An 18,057-nucleotide genomic window follows, 5' to 3' on the forward strand; every position below is an offset into this window, starting at 1 on the left:
GTTTCTCCCCGTTCTTCCGGCACCGTTCACCCACCGTACTTGAGCCGTGGCGACCGCTTTCGACCATGGACGCTGTGGACCGCCGAACGTATCTCGCCGTTCTCGCTGGCGGGACGCTCGTCCTCGCCGGCTGTTCCGGCGAGGAAGAGGAACGCGAGGACCCGTCGCGGGAGGACTCAGACGAGGGCGAATCGAGCGTCGACGAAGACGAAACGAACGGCGAGGGCGGCGAAAACGGCGAGAACGGAGAGCGCGAAGAGACCGAGGATGACGAGAGCGAAGCGGCCGACCGGGAGATCGGAGAGCGCATCGAGATCGACGAGTTCGCCGCCGTCGTCGCCGATTTCGATCGCGTCGAGGAGTTCCGTCCGAGCGGGATAGACGACGATTCGCTCGAGCCCGACGACGTACTCGAAGCGAGCGACGGATCGGCGTTCGCCGTCGTCGACGTTGCCGTCCAGTACCACGGCGACGAACCGGTCGTCGACGTCGACGAGTCGCTGGCGGTCGCGCTGGTGGACGACGACGGCGAGGAGTACGAGCGGATCGAGGCGTCCGACGAGTGGTCGTTCGACCCGACGGTCGCACGACTCGCACCCGGCGAGGTCGTCCGCGGGGAGCTCGGATTCGAGATCGACGACGCGGCGGACGAGTTGGTGCTTTCGCTCGAGTCGACGGTGGCAGACGACGTCGTACTCGTCGACCTCGAGTCGGCGGTCGGCGAGGATTCGGCGACGGTTCTCGAGCAAGAGTTAACCGACGTCGCCGGCGTCGGGAGCCAGGTCGAGGCCGCGGACGTCGAAATCACGGTCGCGAGCCTCCAACAGGGGAACAACCTCGGCGGGTTCATGCAGTCCGAGGAGGGGTACGATCTCGTCGCGCTGGGAATCGTTCTCGAGAACGAAAGCGGCGGCGAACGTACCCTTTCGACGGATCAGGCGCAACTCGCCGACGAGTTCGGGCGTCGGTACCCGGAGGATCCGGGAGCGCTACGGGCGCTCGAAGGGTTCGACGAGGCCGTCGTCGACGACGGCGAAGAGTACGACGGGAGCGTCGCGTACCAGGTCGAAGAGGGCGTCGGTGCGCTGTACTGGGCGTTCGACCTCGACGCGTGGGACGAAAATCGTCGGCTGTTCTGGACGGTTCGGTGATCGGGACAGCGCTCGATCGGTCGGTGGTCGCGCCCGTTTCGGGTGGTTCGATGCTCGCCGACGCGATCACCGGAGCGCATTGTCGACGCGAAGCGCGTTCGTCTCCTCCGTCTCGTAGGCGGCCATGATGAGCCCGACGACTTCGGGGTTCGAGGGCTCGTAGCCGAGTTGCTGTTCCATACTGTGTTTGATCTCCTCGAATCGGTCGCTCTTGGATCCGTATAGTTTGATGTGTGATGTCATTGATATCAGGGCGTACGATCGCCGATCGGCGAACGACCGACGACGTCCGACTCGCCCGAGTGGAGGAACGCTACCGGTTGTCGAGAGTTATCCGCCTATGTAGTTGGATCCGGTTGAACCGAGGTCCATCGGTGGGTGCCGACCCGCGCCCGCGTCGGTCGCTCCCGATCCGTCACACTTGCCGTGTTACTTCCCGATCCGTCACGCCTGCCGTGTCACTCAAGGCCGTCCGATTCGTCGCCAAGAACCATCGCCAGCAGTTTCCGCTGGGCGACTCGCAGGTGGTGGTTGAACGTCGGCTGGCTGATCCCGAGTATCTCGGCGACGGCGTCGCCGGTGGTCTCGCGTGGGATATCGAAGTAGCCGCTCGCGAACGCCGTCTCGAGTGCCTCGAGCTGTCTGTCGGTCAGTTGGTCCTCGAGGTCGTCGAGAAAGCCGTACTCCGTGTACGCGACGTACTCGCGGTCCTGTCGGCGGACCAGCGTCGAATCCGGGTAGAGCCGAGAAACGACGTCGACGAACTCGCGGACGCTCGTGTCCTCGGGGATGGTGACGACGAGGCGGCCGGCGGCCTCGGTCGCGTCGATCGTCCGTACCACAGCGCCGTACTCGAGCAGGTGGGCGACGACGCTGTCTTCGGTGAGCGTACACTCGAACAGCCGCCGGTCGTCGCGTTCGGAGACGAGGCGAGTGTCGGCCACCGCCGGCGATCGGTTCGCCAACTCGAGGATCGTCTCGGCGGAGGCGCCCTCGATCGTAAAGAAGCCACGAATCGAGCCGTCCGGGCGCGCGACGACGGCTTCGAACTCGACCGTACACCCCGTCTCCTGGGCCCACTCGAGAAACTGGATCCCGGGATCGCGGACGCGAAACTCGAGGTCGATCCCGTCGCGGTCGAGGAGCGCGGATTTCGTCTCGAGTGCGCGGATCGCGGTCCCCACCCACTCGCCGACGTCTCCGAGGAGTTCGCGTTCGTCGTCGTCGAAGGCGTCCGGTCGATCGCTGTAGACCGCCAGCCCGCCGTAGGCCCGCTCTCGAAAGACGAGCGGAACCGCGACGACGGAGCGATATCCTCGCGCGATCGCGTCCCGTCGCCAGGACGCGTCGGTGGCCTCGCCGGTTAGCCGGCGAACTGACTGTACGTCGAGACGTTCGATCGTGCGGGCCATCGGCTCGCCATCCGCGAGGAGGGCGTTGGCGTCCGTCTCGAGGGCCTCGAGGTAGCGCTTCTCGGACCCCGCCCAGGCTCGATCCCGGACCTCCTCGCTCACCTCGTCGACGTCTGCGATCCTGACGAGCGCGTAGCGGTCGGTCGCCGCGATCGCCTCGCAGAGACGACCCTCGAGTTCGTCTCGCGTCCAGGCGGTTCCGATTACGCGGGCGACGCGACGGACGAGGTCGACCGTGTCGGCGAGTCGATCCGTCGTCGACGCGGCGTCCTCGACTCGCCTTCGACACGCCTCGAGGCGGTGTTGGTCCTCGAGGCGGTCGAGTAACGCGCCACCGATCGCGCCGGCGAGGCGGATCAGCGCGTGATCGAGCGGTGCCAACTCGTCGCCACGCGCCGCTCCGGCGGCGAGGATGCCGTGGGACCCGACTGGGACGACGATCCCCCGCGCCCGCCTCGGATCCTCCACCGGACCGGCGGGGCGTGGGAGGAGATCGGCAACGAGAACGGATTCCCGTTCGATCAGTGCGAGCCAGGCCGGCGTCGATTCCTCGTCGTACGCCAGCGTCTCGTTCCCGACCTCGAGCGACGACGAGGCCGACCGGCGACGGAGCAGGTCGTCCGCGTCGTCGTAGAGGTAGACGCTCGCGCCGACGAGTTCGCGGTCGTTGCCGACCGCGTCGACGACGGCGTCGCAGACGTCCTCGCTCGTCGTCGGTTCCGCCCCCGTTTCTGTAAGCCCCTGGAGTTCCCGAATTCGACGCTCGACACCCAGGGTTTCCGATCCGGTGTCGGCCGACGCGGCGGCTCGTTCCGCCCGATCGGCGAGTTCGAAGACCGTACAGACGACTCGATCCGGCCCCGTTCGGGCGAGTCGAACGAGCGCTGGGATCGTCTCCCCGTCGCGTCGACGGACGGTCGCCTCCTCGATCGCGCTCTCACGGGAGCGAAGGCCCTCCGCGGTGTGCTCGAGTCGTGGCGTCTCCTCGTCCGCGAACACCGCGGTCCAGGATGTGCCGACGAGTTCCGCCCGCTCGTATCCGGTCAACCGGGCGAAACTCGCGCCGACGGCGACGAACGACAATGCCTGGTCGAGCAAACACGTGCCGTCCGTGACGTCGACGGGCGGCCCCGCCCGCTCCCCGTCCGCGTCTTTCGACGCGACCCACGCCGTGATCGTCGCGGCGATCCGACGGTAGGACGTGGGAGTTCGATCCGCCCGCAGGTAATCGGTCGCGCCGCCGGCGAGGGCGTCGCCAACGACGTCGTCGATTCGTTCCTCGGAGAAGACGACGTAGGGGAGTTGCGGGTGGGACTCGTGTACCGCTCGCAGGAGTTCGAGGTCCCCACGTTCACCCGGGCGCACCGCCGCGACGACGCAGTCGACCGTCTCGAGCGAGCGAAAGACGTCCTCGGAACGGGACGCGACGGTGACGTCGATCCCGTATTCGTCTTCGAAGACGGCTCTGACGTCGTCGGTCGACTCCCCGTCCGGGTCGACGAACAGGAGTCGAATCGCCGCGTCCGGCCCCCACCAATCCCGCGTCGGCGTCGTTCGACTCATCTGTGTTCACCTCGGTTCGGAGATCCGCGACACTCCTCGAAAGAGGGTCCTCGAACGGAGAAAGACGAAGCCAACGGACGTCACCGGCCTCGGCCCCGTGGGCCGACGGTCGTCGCCACGCTCGACCGACGTACGTCGGCGTCCGCTTGGGGGGCGATCGTATCCGACCCTATTCCTATCGTACCGACCCGATCGGACGGGCTATTCACGGAGCGCGAACGACTTTAGCGATCTCTCCACGAGGCCCAGTGGAAGAACGTTATGACCGAACAGGGAAGTTCCTCCCCGATCGACGAACCGTCGACGACAATCGACCGCGACCGCCTCTCGAGGCGCGGACTCCTCGGAACGATCGGCGGCGGACTCGCCGGTGCGCTCGCCGCGACCACCGCCGCCGGAGACGAGGGACGGTCGGCCGACGGTCCGGACGCCGCGAACGACCCCGACTCGGACGGGGAGGAACGACTCGAGCGGTACGTCGTCGGTCTCGAGCCGGGGACGTCGACCGCGAGCGTCGTCACCGACGGACGTCGGTTGCACCGATCGCTCGACCTCGCCTCGGGCGGCCGAGTCGTCGTCGGGGCGTTCGACGACGAAACCCGGCGGGAACTCGCGGACCGATCGGACGTCAGGTACGTCGAACGCGATCACCTGCGACGACCGTCGGTTCGCACGGCCACCACGGAAGCGGTCGATCTGACCGACGGACAACACTCGCCGTGGGGGATCGAACGGATCGGCGCCACCGAGTTCCACGGCAGCGCCGAGACGAACGCCGCGTCGGTCGCCGTCCTCGACTCCGGCGTCGATCCCGACCACGAGAGCCTCGAGGTGGCCGACGGCGAGGCGTTCACCGACTGCGAGTCGCTCTCCTGTACGGCCGATTGGGACGACGAAACCGGCCACGGCACCCACTGTGCGGGCACCGTCGGCGCACTCGACAACGGCGCCGGCGTCGTCGGCGCCTACCCCGGAGCGGACATCTACGCACTCAAGGTGCTCGCGGGCGACGGCTCGGGTTACGACTCCGACATCGCCGCCGCCATCGAGTGGTGTGCGGACAACGACGTCGACGTCGTCAATCTGAGCCTCGGTGGGAGCGACGAGGCCAAGGTGCTCGAGGATGCGGTGGCCTACGCCTACGAACGAGGGGTGCTCGTCGTCGCGGCGGCGGGCAACGACGGCGAACTCGGCGGTATCGACTACCCCGCCGGCTACGACGAGTGTATCGCCGTCGGGGCGACCGACGATCGCGACGAGGTACCGGAGTGGTCGGCACGCGGCGACGGCGTCGAACTCGTCGCTCCCGGCGAGGACGTGCTGTCGACAAAACCCGACGACGAGTACGTCTCCCTCAGCGGGACGTCGATGTCGACCCCCCACGTCGCGGCCATCGGCGCTCAGTTGATGAGTCGAGGGCTCCCGAACGCCGAAGACACGGCGGACGTCGACGATCCCGGCGGCGTCCGCGGACACCTGAGAGCGACCGCAGAGGACCTCGGCTACGACGACGACGAACAGGGGTACGGACTCCTCAACGCCTTCGACGCGCTCGAGGAACTCGACCCCGTCGTCACCGAGGACGTGACCGATGTCAGGGCGACGACCGCGACGCTCAACGGCTCGCTCGGCACGATCGAGGACGGGTCGGTTTCCGTCGGCTTCCAGTGGCGCGAATCGGACGGCGGCGAGTGGGTCGAAACCGACCGCGAGTCCCTCGAGGGGGCAGGCGAGTTCGCGACGACCGTCGACGGGTTGGCACCCGACACCGCGTACGACGTCCGGGCGGTGCTCGACGACGGCGAGGAATCGGCGGCGAACGTCGTGACGTTCGAGACGGGGCTCGCCGACCTCGCCGTCGACACCGAGGCGGTCGACGCGATCGACCACCGGACGATCGAAGTCGCCGGCGAACTCGCGGGAGTGGGCGACGCAGACGCCGTCGACGCGTTCTGCCGAGTCCGGCGCGACCCGGACGACGACTGGGAGCGAACGGAGCCCCAATCTCTCGAGTCGATCGGTCCGTTCGAGGCGGAGATCACGGGTCTCGAGCCCGGAACCGAATACGAGGTCGAGGCGGTCGCCGAGGACGAAAGCGGCGATCGCGCCGTCGGAGATCCACTCGCAGTCGAGACCGATCCGGAGCCGGGTCTGCCCTCGATCGAGCGGTTCGACCTCGAAGACGACAGCACCGGACAGTTCGTTCGGTGTCGCGTCCGCTGGAGCGTCTCGGATCGCGACGGGGCGCTCGAACTCGTGGAGACGGAGCTGCGCTATGCGGACGGCGACGAGCGACTCCACCGCGTCGCGTCCGAACTCGAGGGAGGCGAGGAAAGCGGCATCCACACCCTCAGAAACAGCGATCGACTCGAGGGGGCGGGCGAGGAGTACGAGGTGACGATCGCGGTCACCGACGCGGAGGGGAACGTCACCGAGGAGACCGAACAGCTCTCGCTCGACGAGCGCTCTCCCGCGCCGAGTATCGATCGGTTCGAGGTTTCAGAAGACGATTTCCTCGGGACCCCCGAGGCGGTCGTCGAATGGGCGGTCTCCGACGAGGGCGGCGAACTGGACGGAGTCGAACTCGAGTTGTGTCCCGCCGACGACTCCGAGGTCGTCGACGCCACGAGTTCGATGGCCAGCGGTGAGGAGGCCACGGGATCGGACTCACTCCGTACAGCGGACGAGGTCGAGGACGAGACGGCCTACGACGTCACGATTCGGGCAACCGACTACTTCGAACAGACGAGCGAGGAGACGACGCGGGTGACCTTCGACGATCCAGGCGAGTAACCGTCGGCAGGAAAACGATGCGGTGATCTTCGGCGACGAAACCGGCGAGTAACCGTCGGCGAGAAAACGATGTGGCTACCCGTCGGCGACGAGGCGTGCGCCAGTCCGTTCGGGAGCGGAAACCGACGGCTCGAGCTCCGGCGGCGAGCGACCGGATATCGGATCGGTCACCGCCCCTCGTACTCGAGGAGCGTTCCATCGGCGTCGATCCCCGCCATCAGCAGTCCGAGGACCTCCGGATTGCTCAGCTCGTAGCCCATCCGCTCGCTCAACTCGAGTTTAACCTCCTCGAACCGTTCGGCTTTCGTCCCGTGAAGTTTGATGTGTGTCGTCATGCGTCGGCCAGTCGTCCGTCGTTTACTCGTCGGTGTTCACCGTCCGTTTCGATTCGATCGGCGATCTACCGACCGTCCGTGAGCGCCGTTTTCGCCGTGGCGTCGGACCGGTCGGCGTCTCCGTCGGTTCCGGCGTCCCGGCGGTATCGCGGGTGTGCCGGGAGACCGAGACAGCGGACCGTTCCGACGAATCGTCACGCCGACGGTGGGGTTGTCCGGCCCCACCGACCGTCGATGGAAAGGGAGCGTCGTACGTAAACCCCGGTCGAAACAGCGATGCGCCTCGGGAAGGGAAGCGAACGTTCGTCCCGGCCCACCCTCGCCGTGTACCATCGACGGATTCACGGCGCGTTCCGGAGCGAAACTGCGTACGTCGAACTGATCCAGGCCGCCTGCGTCTCCTCGTCGTAGATCGTCACTCGGCCGTCGCCCTCGATGCGGGCGACGATGGTCGACGGAACGGTCGGCGCGTCCGGGTCCGAACGCGAATCAGGTGGTGCATCGTGTGCTGGCATGGTTGCGGGCGTCCGATGATCTCCGGCGGCGTTCCCCAACCGGGATCACGTCTACGCCATATCCACTCGTAGGGTAGCCGAACGCATCCATCGTGTGCCGAGTCACCTCGCTCGTCCCGACCGACGTACGTCGTCGCCACCCCAACCCCGAGTACGTTGTTTCCATCCCAACCCCGAGTACGTCGTCGCCACCCTTACCCGTAATCGACCTCGCGGCGACTCTCCGCTATCATCGTCGACCGCGGAAATACGCCCCGTCCTCCTCGCCGACCTCGGAATTACATCCTCCTCGTCGACTGTTGGTTACTCGCCGTTGCCGTCGCGTCCGGCCCGCGACGACGCGCCGACCGTCCCGCCTTCGCCTTCCCGCCGCTCGTCGAGAAAGGCCGAAAGGAGGCTCCAGACTCCTTTGCGGAGGTGCTGATGGAGCGTCGACGAGGAGATTCCCATCGACTCGGCGAGTTCCTCGGCAGTGATCGATCGCGGCCAGTCGTAGTAGCCGGAGACGTACGCCGATTCGATCGCCGAACGCTGTTTCTCAGTAAGGCGCTGTTCGACCGCCCGCCGGAACTCGCCGGCGGTCTGAATCGGCCGATCGTGTTCGCGCTTTGCCACCAGTTCGACGCCGTCGAACGCCTCCTCGAGCGACGAGACGAGTCGACGCACGTTCGCGGTCTGTGGCGCCTCGAGGACGAGCCGCGCCTCGCCGGCGACGACGTCCGCCGATCGCAGGGTCGCCCCGGCGTGTAAAGCGACGTGCACCGCGGACGTCGACGCGAGCGTCTGCAGGAGAAACCGCTCCGATTCCTCCCCGAGAACGCGAGCGTCCTCGATCGCATCCGCCTCCGCGGCCGCCGAGAGCACCGACGCCGGATCGGCGCCACGAACTGCGTGATAATTGAGTACCGTACCTGCCTCGAGCGGGACCGAGCGTTCGAACCGAAACTCGCAGTCGAGATCGGACGAAGCCCGGTGGTAGAAGTCCGATCGATCGGTTATCGCGAACTCGAGTTCGACCACGGAATCCGAGAGCAACAGCTTCCTGTTGCCGATCGCGTTGATCGCGAAGCCAGCGACCTTGCCGAGCGATTCGAACCCGAGAAACGTCTCCTCTCCGAAAGCGTCCTCCGCTGTGCTGTTGACCACCAACACGCCGAACAGTCGATCGCCGTACGTAAGCGGTATCGCCGCCGTCGACCTGGCCGCCTCGACCGCCTCCGCGGCCGCTCCGTCTCGTCGCTCCTCGAGTTGGTAGTGTCTGACGGCCTCGATCGATCCCGTCTCGATCGCCCGCTCGACCGATCCGTGCCCGATGCTCGAGATCGCCATCTCGCCGATCGCCTCGAAGTCCCGCTCGGCGATACCCGATCCCGCACGCGTCGTGACTCGGTCCGTGCTGGTCTCGACGTCGCCGATCCACGCGCTGTGGTACAGTTCCGAGTTCGCGAGGTGATCACAGATCGTCTGCTCGAGTTCCTCGCGCGTCGTCGCTTCCGTTAGCCGCCGTCCGATCTCCTGAATCAGCCTGTTGATTCGGTTGTGCGTCTCGAGGTGGTCACGCTGTTGGCGCACCTCGCGTTCGTGGGATCTGAGCAGACGGACTCGCTGGGCTCGAGCCAGTGCCGTCCTGACGTTGACCGACAGCATCTCCGCGAGGTGGACGTCCCGGTCCCCGAACGTCTCGCCGCCCGGGACGACGACGCTGAACACGCCGTAGGACCCCATCGGCACGTGAAAGCTCGAGTAGCCGGTCGCCGACCAGTTCGACGGCTCCGAGGGGACCCGGTAGACGACCGTCTCCGCCTCCCGAAACGCGTGACCGGCGAGCGTCGCCTCGAGATCGTAGGCCGTCCGCGTCTCGAGCAGGGCCTCGGCGTCCGGCGTGAGCGCGACGCACTCGAGACGCTGTGCGTCGTCGTCGAACAGACGAAGGCACGCGATATTCAGCGCCAGAACCTCCTCGAGCGCCTCGATACCGATTCGACAGATCTCCTCCCGATCGTCCGCCCGTATCAGCTTCCGTGCGACGTCGTTGAGCGCCTCGAGCTGGCGTTTCTGTCGCGTTCGTTCGGTGACGTCCCGGGCGATACACACCGCGGAGCCATCCTCGAGCGTCGAGAGCGAAATTTCGAGAGCAATCGCCTCGCCCGTCCTCGAGCGTCCGGTCGCCTCACCGCGCCAGGATCCACGCTCGGCGATGACCGGCAGGACCTCCGATTCGTACCGTTCGATCTCGTCTCGGTCGAACAGCTGTCGCCAGCTTCGTCCGACGAGCGCGTCGGGTTCGTCGTAGCCGAACAGCTCCGAGTAGACTCGATTGACGTACGTAAACAGTCCGTCCTCGTTCGTGATCGCGATCCCGTCGATGGTCGCGTCGACCACCGCGGCCCGCTGGTGAGCGAGTCGGGTCTCCGACACCCGATGGAGGGCCGTACGCGCTCGCTCGGCGAGCGTCTCCACTCGCTCTCGAACCGACTCGTCCAGATCGTCGTCGGTCGAGCCGACAGTCAGGACGCCGTACGCTCCGAGCGGGACGACCAGACGCTGTCGGACGGCGCCCTCAGAACGCGCCCCGTTCTCGAGTGCGTCGTCCCCGTCGACGACTGTCGCCGTCCCTTCCGCGTAGGCCGCCGTCTCGGCCGCGGTCGGTTCGCGGTCGCTCGAGTGATCGTCACTCGCCGCCACTACCCGAAGGCCGTTGCTCGTCTCGTCGGCGATCCATACCGCTACCGGCGACCGATCGAGCACCGACTCGACGAGATCCACCGTGAGCCGTCCGATCGCCGTCGCCGACTCGGCGGCCTCGAACTCCTCGTCGTAGGCGTCCCAGTTCGGACCCGACGCTTCGTGGACGGTCACGAGCGCGTGTGGCCGTCCCGACAGTTCGACCGTCGACGCCGAGATTCGTGCGTCGACGGTATCACCGCGTTTCGTCCGGTAGGCGATCCAACCGAGACGCGCCGCTCCCTCCTCGACCGTCCGATCGACGAACGTTCGAAAGTCGTCCGCGTGTGCCGGGTGGAGCGTCGCCGGCTCGAGAGGGGCGGCCTCCTCTCCGTATCCGACCAGATCGCGAAACCGATCGTTCCAGGCCGTGATCGTCTCAGACCGCGCATCGACGACAGCGGCGGCGTCGGGTGTGTGATCAAGAAACGAACGGATTCCCCCCGGCGCTCCGTCGGACTCCCCCTCGTCGGTCGACCGTTCCCGGAAGCTGGTGACGAACGACTCCCGATCTGCATCCACCGTCTTCACGCCGGCAACGACGGGTACCCGTTGTCCATCTTCACGACGAAACGATAGCTCGGCGGTTGCGGTCGGGTCAGACTCGACCTCGCGTTCGAGCGTGGCGAACGCCCGCGACTGATCGGCCGGGATCAACTCCTCGAGCGAGCACTCGAGCAAACCGCCAGGCTCGTAGCCCAACAACTCCTCTGCGGCGCGGTTCGCGAAGACGATGGCTCCGTCCGACTCGAACCCGACGACCCCCTCCGTGATCGCGGCGGTCGCCGCCTCGAGAAACCCATCGTCGACTCGCGGTGAACTGATACCCATCCCACCAGTATCGACGATCTCCACCGTCATAAATACGACACGAATACTAATTAAAATATGTTTCCGATCGGAACGGAACGTGGGGAGATACTGTCTTTCTGTCCGTTGTTATCGTAGCCACTGCAAGTCATCGCACACCTGACCGCCATAGTGATCGGCGATCAGTGTGTACGTCGTTGCAGTTGTTACGATATCACCGACGACCTCCCTTTCGAATTCACTCACCCGTTCGGTCGAGAACGAATCGCTCGAGCGCGATTTCACTTTCACTTTCGGGCGACCTTTTAACCTCGATCCCCGTGAAGGGAACGTCATGAGCCAAGCGACCTTCGGCGACGACGACCTGTTCGGGGAGGCGGCAAGCGAGATGCGCGAGGACGTCGAATCCTCGCTCGAGGAGGGCTGGGACGCCCTTCCGGCGGCCGACGACGTCTGGGAGACCGACGCGGACAACGTGTTGGGCGTGTTGAACGGGCTCAACTCCGCGCTCGATGTCGGCGACGCCGAAGATCACCTCCGCGATGCGAAAAAGTGGTTCACGATGGGCCAACGCGCCGACGCGTTCGACGACGCCGAGGACCTAGAGGAGGAGATCACCGACCTCGAGGACGCGATCACGGACATCGCCGACGCGAGCGAACAGGTGAGCGACCTCACGTCGACGATTCCGACGCTGCGGGGCACCCTCGAGGACGCCGGCGCCGACGCGGCCGACGAGACCGACGACGAGGAGGGCGAAGACGAAGCCGAAGACGAGGAGTAACCGTCCCGAGGGATCACCGCATCTCGATCACCGTCGCTCGGGGCGCGTGACGTCCCGGTCGGCGATGGCCTCGAGGAGCCGGACCAGCGATTCACTCGCCAACTCGAGGAGCTCCGCCCCCCGTCGTTCGTCCCCGTCGGTCGGATCGCCGACGACGCCGTTTTCCGCGAACTCGGCGGTATCGTACGCCAGGTTCGTCCCGCTCGTCCACTCGCCCCAGCCGTCGGCGGCGCCGTCTTTCACGTCCGCAACCCTCTCCTCGAAGACGAGTTCCGGCGCACAGTGACGCAGGAGTGCCGTCTCGAGCGGGCCGGCGTGACCCATATCGGCGCCGTGGTCGCCGACCGCCTCGAACCAGGTGAACGGGACGGCGTACGCCGCCCCGCTTCTCGTGAGTTGGGCACCGACCTCCCGGAGGGCGTCGACGTTGCCGCCGTGGCCGTTGACGATCACGACGCGATCGAAGCCGTGGGAGGCCAGGCTCTCGACCGACTCGCGGACGTACCGTCGAAACGTTTCGGCGGAGACCCACATCGTCCCGGGAAACTGGCGGTGTTCCTCGGCGATCCCGACCGGAATCGCCGGCGCTCGAATAATGTCGCGGTCGATCCGCTCGAGGGCGGCGTCGGCGACCGCCTCCGCGGTGGCGACGTCGGTACCGAGTGAGGCGTGGGGGCCGTGTTGTTCCGTACTCCCGACGGGGACGACCGCGAGGTCCGTCTCGCAGTCGCCGACGTCCGTCCACGTCGCGGCGCGCAGATCCATGGGCGAGTACTCCGGCCGAATCGACAAGAAGCCGTCGGTGATCGTGGCCTGTCGACGTCGTTCGTCACCGTCGGTGATCGCGACCTCTCGACGTCGCCTCGAGTCGTGGTTGGCACCGACTGTTCCGCAATCTATGGGATGGGGCGCGGGTCAAACCGCGGTACCCGGAGATGGCGCACGCAGGGTCAACCGGTTTCCGTTCGTGTACGCAATCACCGAGTATGACCGACGACGACCGCGAACTCGGCGTCGAACTCGGTGAGATTCGGGACTCACTCGAGAGCCAGGAGTATCCCGTCAGTCAGGACGAACTGTTCGAGGAACACGGCGGCGAGGAGATCGATATGGGAGAAGAGACCGCAACGCTCGAGGAACTGCTCGAGCCGTTGAACGAAGACGAGTATCGTTCGTACGACGAGGTCGAGCAGGCGATCATGAACATGGTGGGCGACGACGCGATCGGACGCAAGAACTACAGCGACCGGACCCCGCCGGCGGCGGGCGAGCAACGCCAGGACGAGGGAGCGCCGGATCAGGAGGGACAGCGCGAACAGGAGTCGTTCTAGGACCAACCGATCGTCCGCTCGTAAAGCGCCACGAGCACGGTCCAGAACAGGACGAACGACGCGCCGACGACGACGAGTGCGAGCCACGGCGTTCCCGTTCCCGTCGGCGGGCCGGTCGTGAGCAACGCGAGGGTGCCCACGAACAGAACGAAGCAGGTGAAGACGCTCCCGAACTCGAGGGTCGTGGCGACGGGATGGTCGCGAAACTGCGCGCGGAGGGCAGCGATCATGCGCGGGACTCGATGTCGTCGGCGATCGAATCGAGTTCGCCGTCTGCGAGGTCCGGCCGGTCGCCGGCGATCGCGTGGATCGGGCCGCCGCCGTCGCCGGCAAAGCGCGGAACGAGATGGCAGTGAACGTGTGGAACTTCCTGGCCGGCGGCTTCGCCGTTGTTGAACGCGACCGTCGTCGCGTCGGCGTCGACCGCCTCCTCGACGGCCGGAACGAGCCGATGGATCGTCGCGTACAGATCCGTAGCGACGTCGTCCGGCACGTCGTTCAGCCGCTCGTACTCGTCTCTGGGAATCACCAGCGTGTGTCCCGGTGCGAGCGGGTTGGCGTCGAGAAACGCAACCGTCGTCTCGTCTTCGTACACGATTCTGGCGGGGATCTCACCCTCGACGATCTGGCTGAAGATCGTACTCATAGCCGTGTGTGTGTCGGCCCGCGGTAAGAAGGTTACTCGAGTCACCACGGGGCAATCACACACCCACCACGGAGTAGGCGTGTGGTTTCGACCCTCGTCGGCGCCCAACTATATTGAGTATGTAATACTATATAGTCAAACCATGACAACAATTCACATCAGTAAATGTTATGCGTCCGTGGTCTCTCTGTCGAAGGTATGTCGATCACCCGAACGCGTCCGAGACGGATCGTCTCGGCAGGGAGTGGTTCAGGTCCAGCGATCGTCGCCGAACGCCTGTGGAGCGAGAGTAATAGCGCCGGAGCCGGCACCGACGACGGAAAGAAACGTAAACGCCGCACGGAAACCCCTCGAATCTGCCTTCTCAGTCTCGAATCTTCGGGCCGGGGTTCGCCCCGAATCTGTCACACCAATAGCGAGGCCTCGAGCCGGGGAGCGGATTCGTCGGCTCATTCGTGGGTGATCGGACGTGGGTGAGCCGGCGTTCGAGAGCCCGCCCGCGGCGTCGGAACTCGATCCGGATCGCGTGATCGATTCGAATCGGCGGACTCGAGGCGATCGTCTCACGACCGAACGCACCGGAGGTGAGACGCGGTGATCGAGACCGGCGTCGAGAGCGCGCTGTTGACCGAGATCGACACGACGGTCGCAAACCTCGTCATCGCGACGCTTCTCGGACTCTTTCTGGGCCTCGAGCGCGAGTGGTCCCAGAAGACCGCAGGTATCAGGACGTTCGCACTGATCAGCCTGCTCGGAGCCGTCTTCGTCATCGTCGACTACGACGGGTTGCTCCTCATCGGCGGCGTCTTGATCATCGCACACGCCGTGTTGCTGGCGGTCCGAACGTTCCTTCAGGAAGAACACGAGGGGCTCTCGCTGACGACGTCGGTCTCGATGCTGGTCGCCTACAGCATCGGGGTCCTCGTCGGCCTCGAGTTCTACATCGAGGGGGTAACCGTCGCCGTCATGTCCTCGCTGTTGCTCGTCTTGAAGCGTGAACTCCACGAGTTCGCGTGGGGGCTGTCGAAAGAGGAGGTCCGATCGGCGACCGAGTTCGTCGTCCTCGCGTTCGTCATCTACCCCCTCCTACCCGACGAGACGATGGGGCCGTGGAACGCGATCCAGCCGCGAGTCATCTGGATCCTGGTGATCGCCATCAGCGCCATCGGTTTCGTCAACTACATTCTCGTCAAACGCTACGAGGGCCGTGGGATCGCCTTTACCGGCTTTTTCGGCGGCCTCGTCAACTCGACGGCCGTCATCGCCGAGATGGCTAAACGCGCCACCCGTGATCCGTCGCTGACCGGTCTCGCCGTCGGCGCAATCTTGCTCGCGAACGCGGCGATGGCGCTTCGAAATGCCTTCGTCGTCGCCGTGTTCATCCCCTCGGAAATCGTGACCGTCGGCTTACCGCTCGGCGCGATTGCGGTCACCGGCGTCCTCCTGTCGATGGTTACGAGCGACTGGGGAGCGGACCTCGAGACTGATCTCCAGTCTCCGTTTAGCCTGCGAAACGCGCTGACGTTCGGCGGGCTGTTTCTGGTCGTCTTGCTGGCGTCGGCGGGAGCCCAGGAGTTTCTGGGCGCAGGCGGGTTCATCGCGACGACGTTCTTCGCCGGCCTCGTCTCCTCGGGAACTGCGGCGACGACGGCGGTCACCCTCGTCAGCACCGGCCAGATCACCCCCGAAACGGGAGTGCTCGGGGTCATCGCCGGGACGACCGCCTCGATTAGCGTGAAGGTATTTTTCGCCGCAACCATCGAACGATCGCTAATCAAGCCCGTCGTGATCTACAACCTCGTACTCATCTGCGTCGGCGTCGGCTTCGGCGTCGTCTCGATTTTCGTCCTCTGAGCGCTCGAGACGACGCGTCGATTCCGTCGCCTCGTCGTTCCTCCGATCTGCATCGATCTCAGAACTCGTACCGTCTGACGAGTTCGTCCTCGAGTTTGACCGTGACGTCGACGGTGTCTTCGATCACGACCTCCGCGTACGTGCCGGTGATCGGTCTCTCCCGAGTCTCCTTGCTGAAGGCGTTGAGCGTGACGTGTTCGACGCCGCGATAGTTCGTCAGCACGTTCTCGTGGGTGTGACCGTTGATCACGCCCCTGACCAATTTGGGATCTAACGCGTCGATGACTCGCTTTTTGTTACCACAGAAGGCGCGTTCGGGAAACGTCGACCACCAGTAGGAGTTCGAGACGTCGTAGTAGTGGATCGGATGGTGGACGAAGATGGTAAACGGCTCACCTGCGGCCGTCTCCTCGCGGAGCATCGAAAGCTGGTCGTCGGTCACCTCGCCGCGCGCGCCGTCGAGCCACGGCGACGACGTGTTCAGAAAGACCAGTTTCTCGCCGCCGATTCGCTGGCTACCCCACAGTTCGTTGCCGAACAGCTCCTCGAGCCGGTCGTGTGAGAGCGTCTCGGAGTCGTGGTTGCCGGCGAGAAACCGAACGGGGCAGTCGAACGCGAGCGTCTCGGCGACGAGTTCGACGTGCTCGGCGTCCGTTCGCTCGTCTTCCTCCTCGATGACGTCCCCGAGCGCGACGACCAGATCCGGATCGAACCGCCGGAGGTGGGAGGCGGTCGACTCGAGCAGATCCCGGATCTCGGATCGATGAGCGCTTCGCATGTGGATGTCGGGAATCACGCCGATACGCGCGGACATGGGACAACGTGTCGTGGTCGAGACGATCAACCCTTCGGTCGATCGGCCCTCTCGACGCCTGGGTCCGGAGTCGCGACCCGCCTGTTATCCATCGGGCGGCGTCGTGCAGAGCCGGTCGAGCGTCTCGCCGATCGCCGCGAGGTATTCCTCCGGCTCGTAGCCGAGGCGGCCGATCCAGACGTCCTGGTAAGATGGGTGAACGACGGGAACGAGGTGGACGCCGAGAGTTTCACAGCGGATCGGCTCGAGGACGGTCTCGAGGAAGCCCTCGAGTTCACGACCCTCTGCGGCGAGAACGGTTGCGGTCGCGTGTTTGCCGGTCGCGAGTACCACCTCGGGATCGACGAGGTCGAGTTCGGCAAGCAGGTGCGTCCGGCAGTTATCCCCTTCCTCGGGTGTTGGCTCTCGGTTGTTCGAGGCGTCGTCCGAATCGGCCGGATAACACTTGACCGCGTTGGTGTAGTAGGCGTCGTCGTAGCCCACGCGCTCGAGCATCCGTCGGATCCGCCGGCCCGAGTGACGCGAGGTGTAGGCCTTGCCGGTCCAGTTACCGCCCTGCCAGCGGTCCGCCTCGGGGTTGCCGTAGCCGGGTGCCTCGCCGACCACGACGACGTCCGCCTCGAGCGAGCCGGTCCCCCACGAGATGCACTCGCGGGCGTCCTCGAGGGCAGGGCAACGGTCGCAGTCGGCCTCGAGGACGTGACGGGAGTCGGGAAACGCCGGCTCGGACGGGCGCCGATCGGCGTCTGCGTCCGGGCCGGAGTCTGCGACCGCGTCGACGTCCGCGTCCGGGCCGGAGTCTGCGACCGCGTCGACGTCCGCGTCCGGGCCGTGATCGGCATCGGAGGGAGTCATACTTGGAAATTGGTTTCGAGTCGGTTAGGCGAGTCGGTTCGGCGAACGGCCGACGGCCGCGACCGTTCGACGGAGGGACAAGTTTACGTCCATCGAGTCGCTTCTCGAGGGTATATGCCATCGGCCGCACCGGAACTACTCGCAGAACTGCTTCCCTTACTCGCGTACACGCTGCTCGCCGCCGTCCTGACTGCCGGCGGCCTCGCCGCGGAGTACGCGAGCCTCCAGCACCTCGGGGCCGGCCAGACGATGAGTGCGCTGTGGCTCGCCGCGATCGGTGCCGTCTTGCTCTACGCTGGCCTCTACGGGATCGGCTACGGGAAAGTCCTCTCCCGACTGCTCGCCTCGAGTCGGTGATCGACGCCGATCGAACCGGTTCTCGAGCGATCGACGGCCGCCTCGAGCACGCTCCCGTCGGACGCTAGCACAGGACCGATTCCCCTTTACTCTCGGAGCGAATCACCTCACGT

Annotated in this window: 17 protein-coding genes; 7 read left to right on the forward strand and 10 right to left on the reverse strand. The window is 65.8% G+C overall.

Annotation, left to right across the window (positions count from 1 at the left end; all coding sequences use genetic code 11):
* The first annotated feature begins 65 nt into the window (after nt 1-65).
* The gene (locus tag AB7C87_RS13440) at nt 66-1,151 is read left to right on the forward strand and encodes a DUF4352 domain-containing protein (protein WP_369729984.1); all 1,086 of its coding nucleotides are present in this window, start codon (nt 66-68) and stop codon (nt 1,149-1,151) included.
* 66 nt (nt 1,152-1,217) lie between these two features.
* Here AB7C87_RS13440 and AB7C87_RS13445 read toward each other — a convergent pair whose 3' ends face one another.
* Both AB7C87_RS13445 and AB7C87_RS13450 read right to left on the reverse strand, forming a co-directional pair.
* Nucleotides 1,218-1,394 (reverse strand): hypothetical protein, encoded by a 177-nt coding sequence (locus tag AB7C87_RS13445; protein ID WP_369729985.1) that lies wholly within the window; start codon nt 1,392-1,394, stop codon nt 1,218-1,220.
* Nucleotides 1,395-1,609: 215 nt separating this feature from the next.
* Nucleotides 1,610-4,126 (reverse strand): bacterio-opsin activator domain-containing protein, encoded by a 2,517-nt coding sequence (locus AB7C87_RS13450; RefSeq protein WP_369729986.1) that lies wholly within the window; start codon nt 4,124-4,126, stop codon nt 1,610-1,612.
* A gap of 261 nt (nt 4,127-4,387) precedes the next feature.
* Here AB7C87_RS13450 and AB7C87_RS13455 point away from each other — a divergent pair, with 261 nt between their 5' ends.
* Nucleotides 4,388-6,919 (forward strand): S8 family serine peptidase, encoded by a 2,532-nt coding sequence (locus AB7C87_RS13455; protein WP_369729987.1) that lies wholly within the window; start codon nt 4,388-4,390, stop codon nt 6,917-6,919.
* A 167-nt stretch (nt 6,920-7,086) separates the two neighbouring features.
* On the opposite strand, the gene AB7C87_RS13460 is transcribed toward AB7C87_RS13455, so the two are convergent.
* The 3 genes from AB7C87_RS13460 to AB7C87_RS13470 form a co-directional block, all read right to left on the reverse strand.
* Nucleotides 7,087-7,254 (reverse strand): hypothetical protein, encoded by a 168-nt coding sequence (locus tag AB7C87_RS13460; protein WP_369729988.1) that lies wholly within the window; start codon nt 7,252-7,254, stop codon nt 7,087-7,089.
* Nucleotides 7,255-7,595: 341 nt separating this feature from the next.
* Entirely contained in the window at nt 7,596-7,769 is a 174-nt protein-coding gene (locus AB7C87_RS13465) for a DUF7331 family protein (protein ID WP_369729989.1), read from the reverse strand.
* Nucleotides 7,770-8,072: 303 nt separating this feature from the next.
* Nucleotides 8,073-11,354, reverse strand: a complete 3,282-nt coding sequence (locus AB7C87_RS13470) for a bacterio-opsin activator domain-containing protein (RefSeq protein WP_369729990.1) — start codon at nt 11,352-11,354, stop codon at nt 8,073-8,075.
* A gap of 283 nt (nt 11,355-11,637) precedes the next feature.
* On the opposite strand from AB7C87_RS13470, the gene AB7C87_RS13475 reads away from it, so the two are divergent.
* The gene (locus AB7C87_RS13475; RefSeq protein WP_369729991.1) at nt 11,638-12,087 is read left to right on the forward strand and encodes a DUF5790 family protein; all 450 of its coding nucleotides are present in this window, start codon (nt 11,638-11,640) and stop codon (nt 12,085-12,087) included.
* A gap of 27 nt (nt 12,088-12,114) precedes the next feature.
* Here AB7C87_RS13475 and AB7C87_RS13480 read toward each other — a convergent pair whose 3' ends face one another.
* A complete protein-coding gene (locus AB7C87_RS13480; RefSeq protein WP_369729992.1) occupies nt 12,115-12,852 on the reverse strand; it encodes a creatininase family protein in 738 nt (245 codons plus the stop codon).
* 221 nt (nt 12,853-13,073) lie between these two features.
* On the opposite strand from AB7C87_RS13480, the gene AB7C87_RS13485 reads away from it, so the two are divergent.
* A complete protein-coding gene (locus AB7C87_RS13485; RefSeq protein WP_369729993.1) occupies nt 13,074-13,418 on the forward strand; it encodes a DUF5789 family protein in 345 nt (114 codons plus the stop codon).
* On the opposite strand, the gene AB7C87_RS13490 is transcribed toward AB7C87_RS13485, so the two are convergent.
* The gene (locus AB7C87_RS13490; RefSeq protein ID WP_369729994.1) at nt 13,415-13,648 is read right to left on the reverse strand and encodes a hypothetical protein; all 234 of its coding nucleotides are present in this window, start codon (nt 13,646-13,648) and stop codon (nt 13,415-13,417) included. The two genes, AB7C87_RS13485 and AB7C87_RS13490, sit on opposite strands and share 4 nt — an antisense overlap.
* On the reverse strand, nt 13,645-14,064 hold the full coding sequence (locus AB7C87_RS13495; RefSeq protein ID WP_369729995.1) for an HIT family protein: 420 nt from the start codon (nt 14,062-14,064) through the stop codon (nt 13,645-13,647). Before AB7C87_RS13495 ends, AB7C87_RS13490 begins: the two co-directional genes overlap by 4 nt.
* A gap of 469 nt (nt 14,065-14,533) precedes the next feature.
* Here AB7C87_RS13495 and AB7C87_RS13500 point away from each other — a divergent pair, with 469 nt between their 5' ends.
* Both AB7C87_RS13500 and AB7C87_RS13505 read left to right on the forward strand, forming a co-directional pair.
* Nucleotides 14,534-14,662: a hypothetical protein gene (locus tag AB7C87_RS13500; RefSeq protein ID WP_369729996.1), complete on the forward strand. Its 129-nt coding sequence runs from the start codon at nt 14,534-14,536 to the stop codon at nt 14,660-14,662.
* A complete protein-coding gene (locus AB7C87_RS13505) occupies nt 14,659-15,918 on the forward strand; it encodes an MgtC/SapB family protein (RefSeq protein ID WP_369729997.1) in 1,260 nt (419 codons plus the stop codon). The genes AB7C87_RS13500 and AB7C87_RS13505 overlap by 4 nt, the downstream gene beginning before the upstream one ends.
* Nucleotides 15,919-15,976: 58 nt before the next feature.
* Here the strand turns inward: AB7C87_RS13505 and AB7C87_RS13510 are convergent, their stop codons facing one another.
* Both AB7C87_RS13510 and AB7C87_RS13515 read right to left on the reverse strand, forming a co-directional pair.
* Entirely contained in the window at nt 15,977-16,732 is a 756-nt protein-coding gene (locus AB7C87_RS13510; protein ID WP_369729998.1) for a metallophosphoesterase family protein, read from the reverse strand.
* Nucleotides 16,733-16,816: 84 nt separating this feature from the next.
* Nucleotides 16,817-17,587 (reverse strand): uracil-DNA glycosylase, encoded by a 771-nt coding sequence (locus AB7C87_RS13515; protein ID WP_369729999.1) that lies wholly within the window; start codon nt 17,585-17,587, stop codon nt 16,817-16,819.
* 114 nt (nt 17,588-17,701) lie between these two features.
* Between AB7C87_RS13515 and AB7C87_RS13520 the strand changes: the two genes are divergently transcribed.
* Nucleotides 17,702-17,944, forward strand: a complete 243-nt coding sequence (locus tag AB7C87_RS13520; RefSeq protein ID WP_369730000.1) for a DUF8151 family protein — start codon at nt 17,702-17,704, stop codon at nt 17,942-17,944.
* Nucleotides 17,945-18,057 lie beyond the last annotated feature (113 nt).

This window comes from Natrarchaeobius versutus (assembly GCF_041205745.1).
In the GTDB taxonomy this organism is placed as follows: domain Archaea; phylum Halobacteriota; class Halobacteria; order Halobacteriales; family Natrialbaceae; genus Natrarchaeobius; species Natrarchaeobius versutus.

What these genes read in the sequence shown, in the direction of transcription:
- AB7C87_RS13440 (WP_369729984.1), top strand. Translation starts at nt 66, where the DNA reads ATGGACGCTGTGGACCGCCGAACGTATCTCGCCGTTCTCGCTGGCGGG.
- AB7C87_RS13445 (WP_369729985.1), bottom strand. Translation starts at nt 1,394, where the DNA reads ATGACATCACACATCAAACTATACGGATCCAAGAGCGACCGATTCGAG.
- AB7C87_RS13450 (WP_369729986.1), bottom strand. Translation starts at nt 4,126, where the DNA reads ATGAGTCGAACGACGCCGACGCGGGATTGGTGGGGGCCGGACGCGGCG.
- AB7C87_RS13455 (WP_369729987.1), top strand. Translation starts at nt 4,388, where the DNA reads ATGACCGAACAGGGAAGTTCCTCCCCGATCGACGAACCGTCGACGACA.
- AB7C87_RS13460 (WP_369729988.1), bottom strand. Translation starts at nt 7,254, where the DNA reads ATGACGACACACATCAAACTTCACGGGACGAAAGCCGAACGGTTCGAG.
- AB7C87_RS13465 (WP_369729989.1), bottom strand. Translation starts at nt 7,769, where the DNA reads ATGCCAGCACACGATGCACCACCTGATTCGCGTTCGGACCCGGACGCG.
- AB7C87_RS13470 (WP_369729990.1), bottom strand. Translation starts at nt 11,354, where the DNA reads ATGACGGTGGAGATCGTCGATACTGGTGGGATGGGTATCAGTTCACCG.
- AB7C87_RS13475 (WP_369729991.1), top strand. Translation starts at nt 11,638, where the DNA reads ATGAGCCAAGCGACCTTCGGCGACGACGACCTGTTCGGGGAGGCGGCA.
- AB7C87_RS13480 (WP_369729992.1), bottom strand. Translation starts at nt 12,852, where the DNA reads ATGGATCTGCGCGCCGCGACGTGGACGGACGTCGGCGACTGCGAGACG.
- AB7C87_RS13485 (WP_369729993.1), top strand. Translation starts at nt 13,074, where the DNA reads ATGACCGACGACGACCGCGAACTCGGCGTCGAACTCGGTGAGATTCGG.
- AB7C87_RS13490 (WP_369729994.1), bottom strand. Translation starts at nt 13,648, where the DNA reads ATGATCGCTGCCCTCCGCGCGCAGTTTCGCGACCATCCCGTCGCCACG.
- AB7C87_RS13495 (WP_369729995.1), bottom strand. Translation starts at nt 14,064, where the DNA reads ATGAGTACGATCTTCAGCCAGATCGTCGAGGGTGAGATCCCCGCCAGA.
- AB7C87_RS13510 (WP_369729998.1), bottom strand. Translation starts at nt 16,732, where the DNA reads ATGTCCGCGCGTATCGGCGTGATTCCCGACATCCACATGCGAAGCGCT.
- AB7C87_RS13515 (WP_369729999.1), bottom strand. Translation starts at nt 17,587, where the DNA reads ATGACTCCCTCCGATGCCGATCACGGCCCGGACGCGGACGTCGACGCG.
- AB7C87_RS13520 (WP_369730000.1), top strand. Translation starts at nt 17,702, where the DNA reads ATGCCATCGGCCGCACCGGAACTACTCGCAGAACTGCTTCCCTTACTC.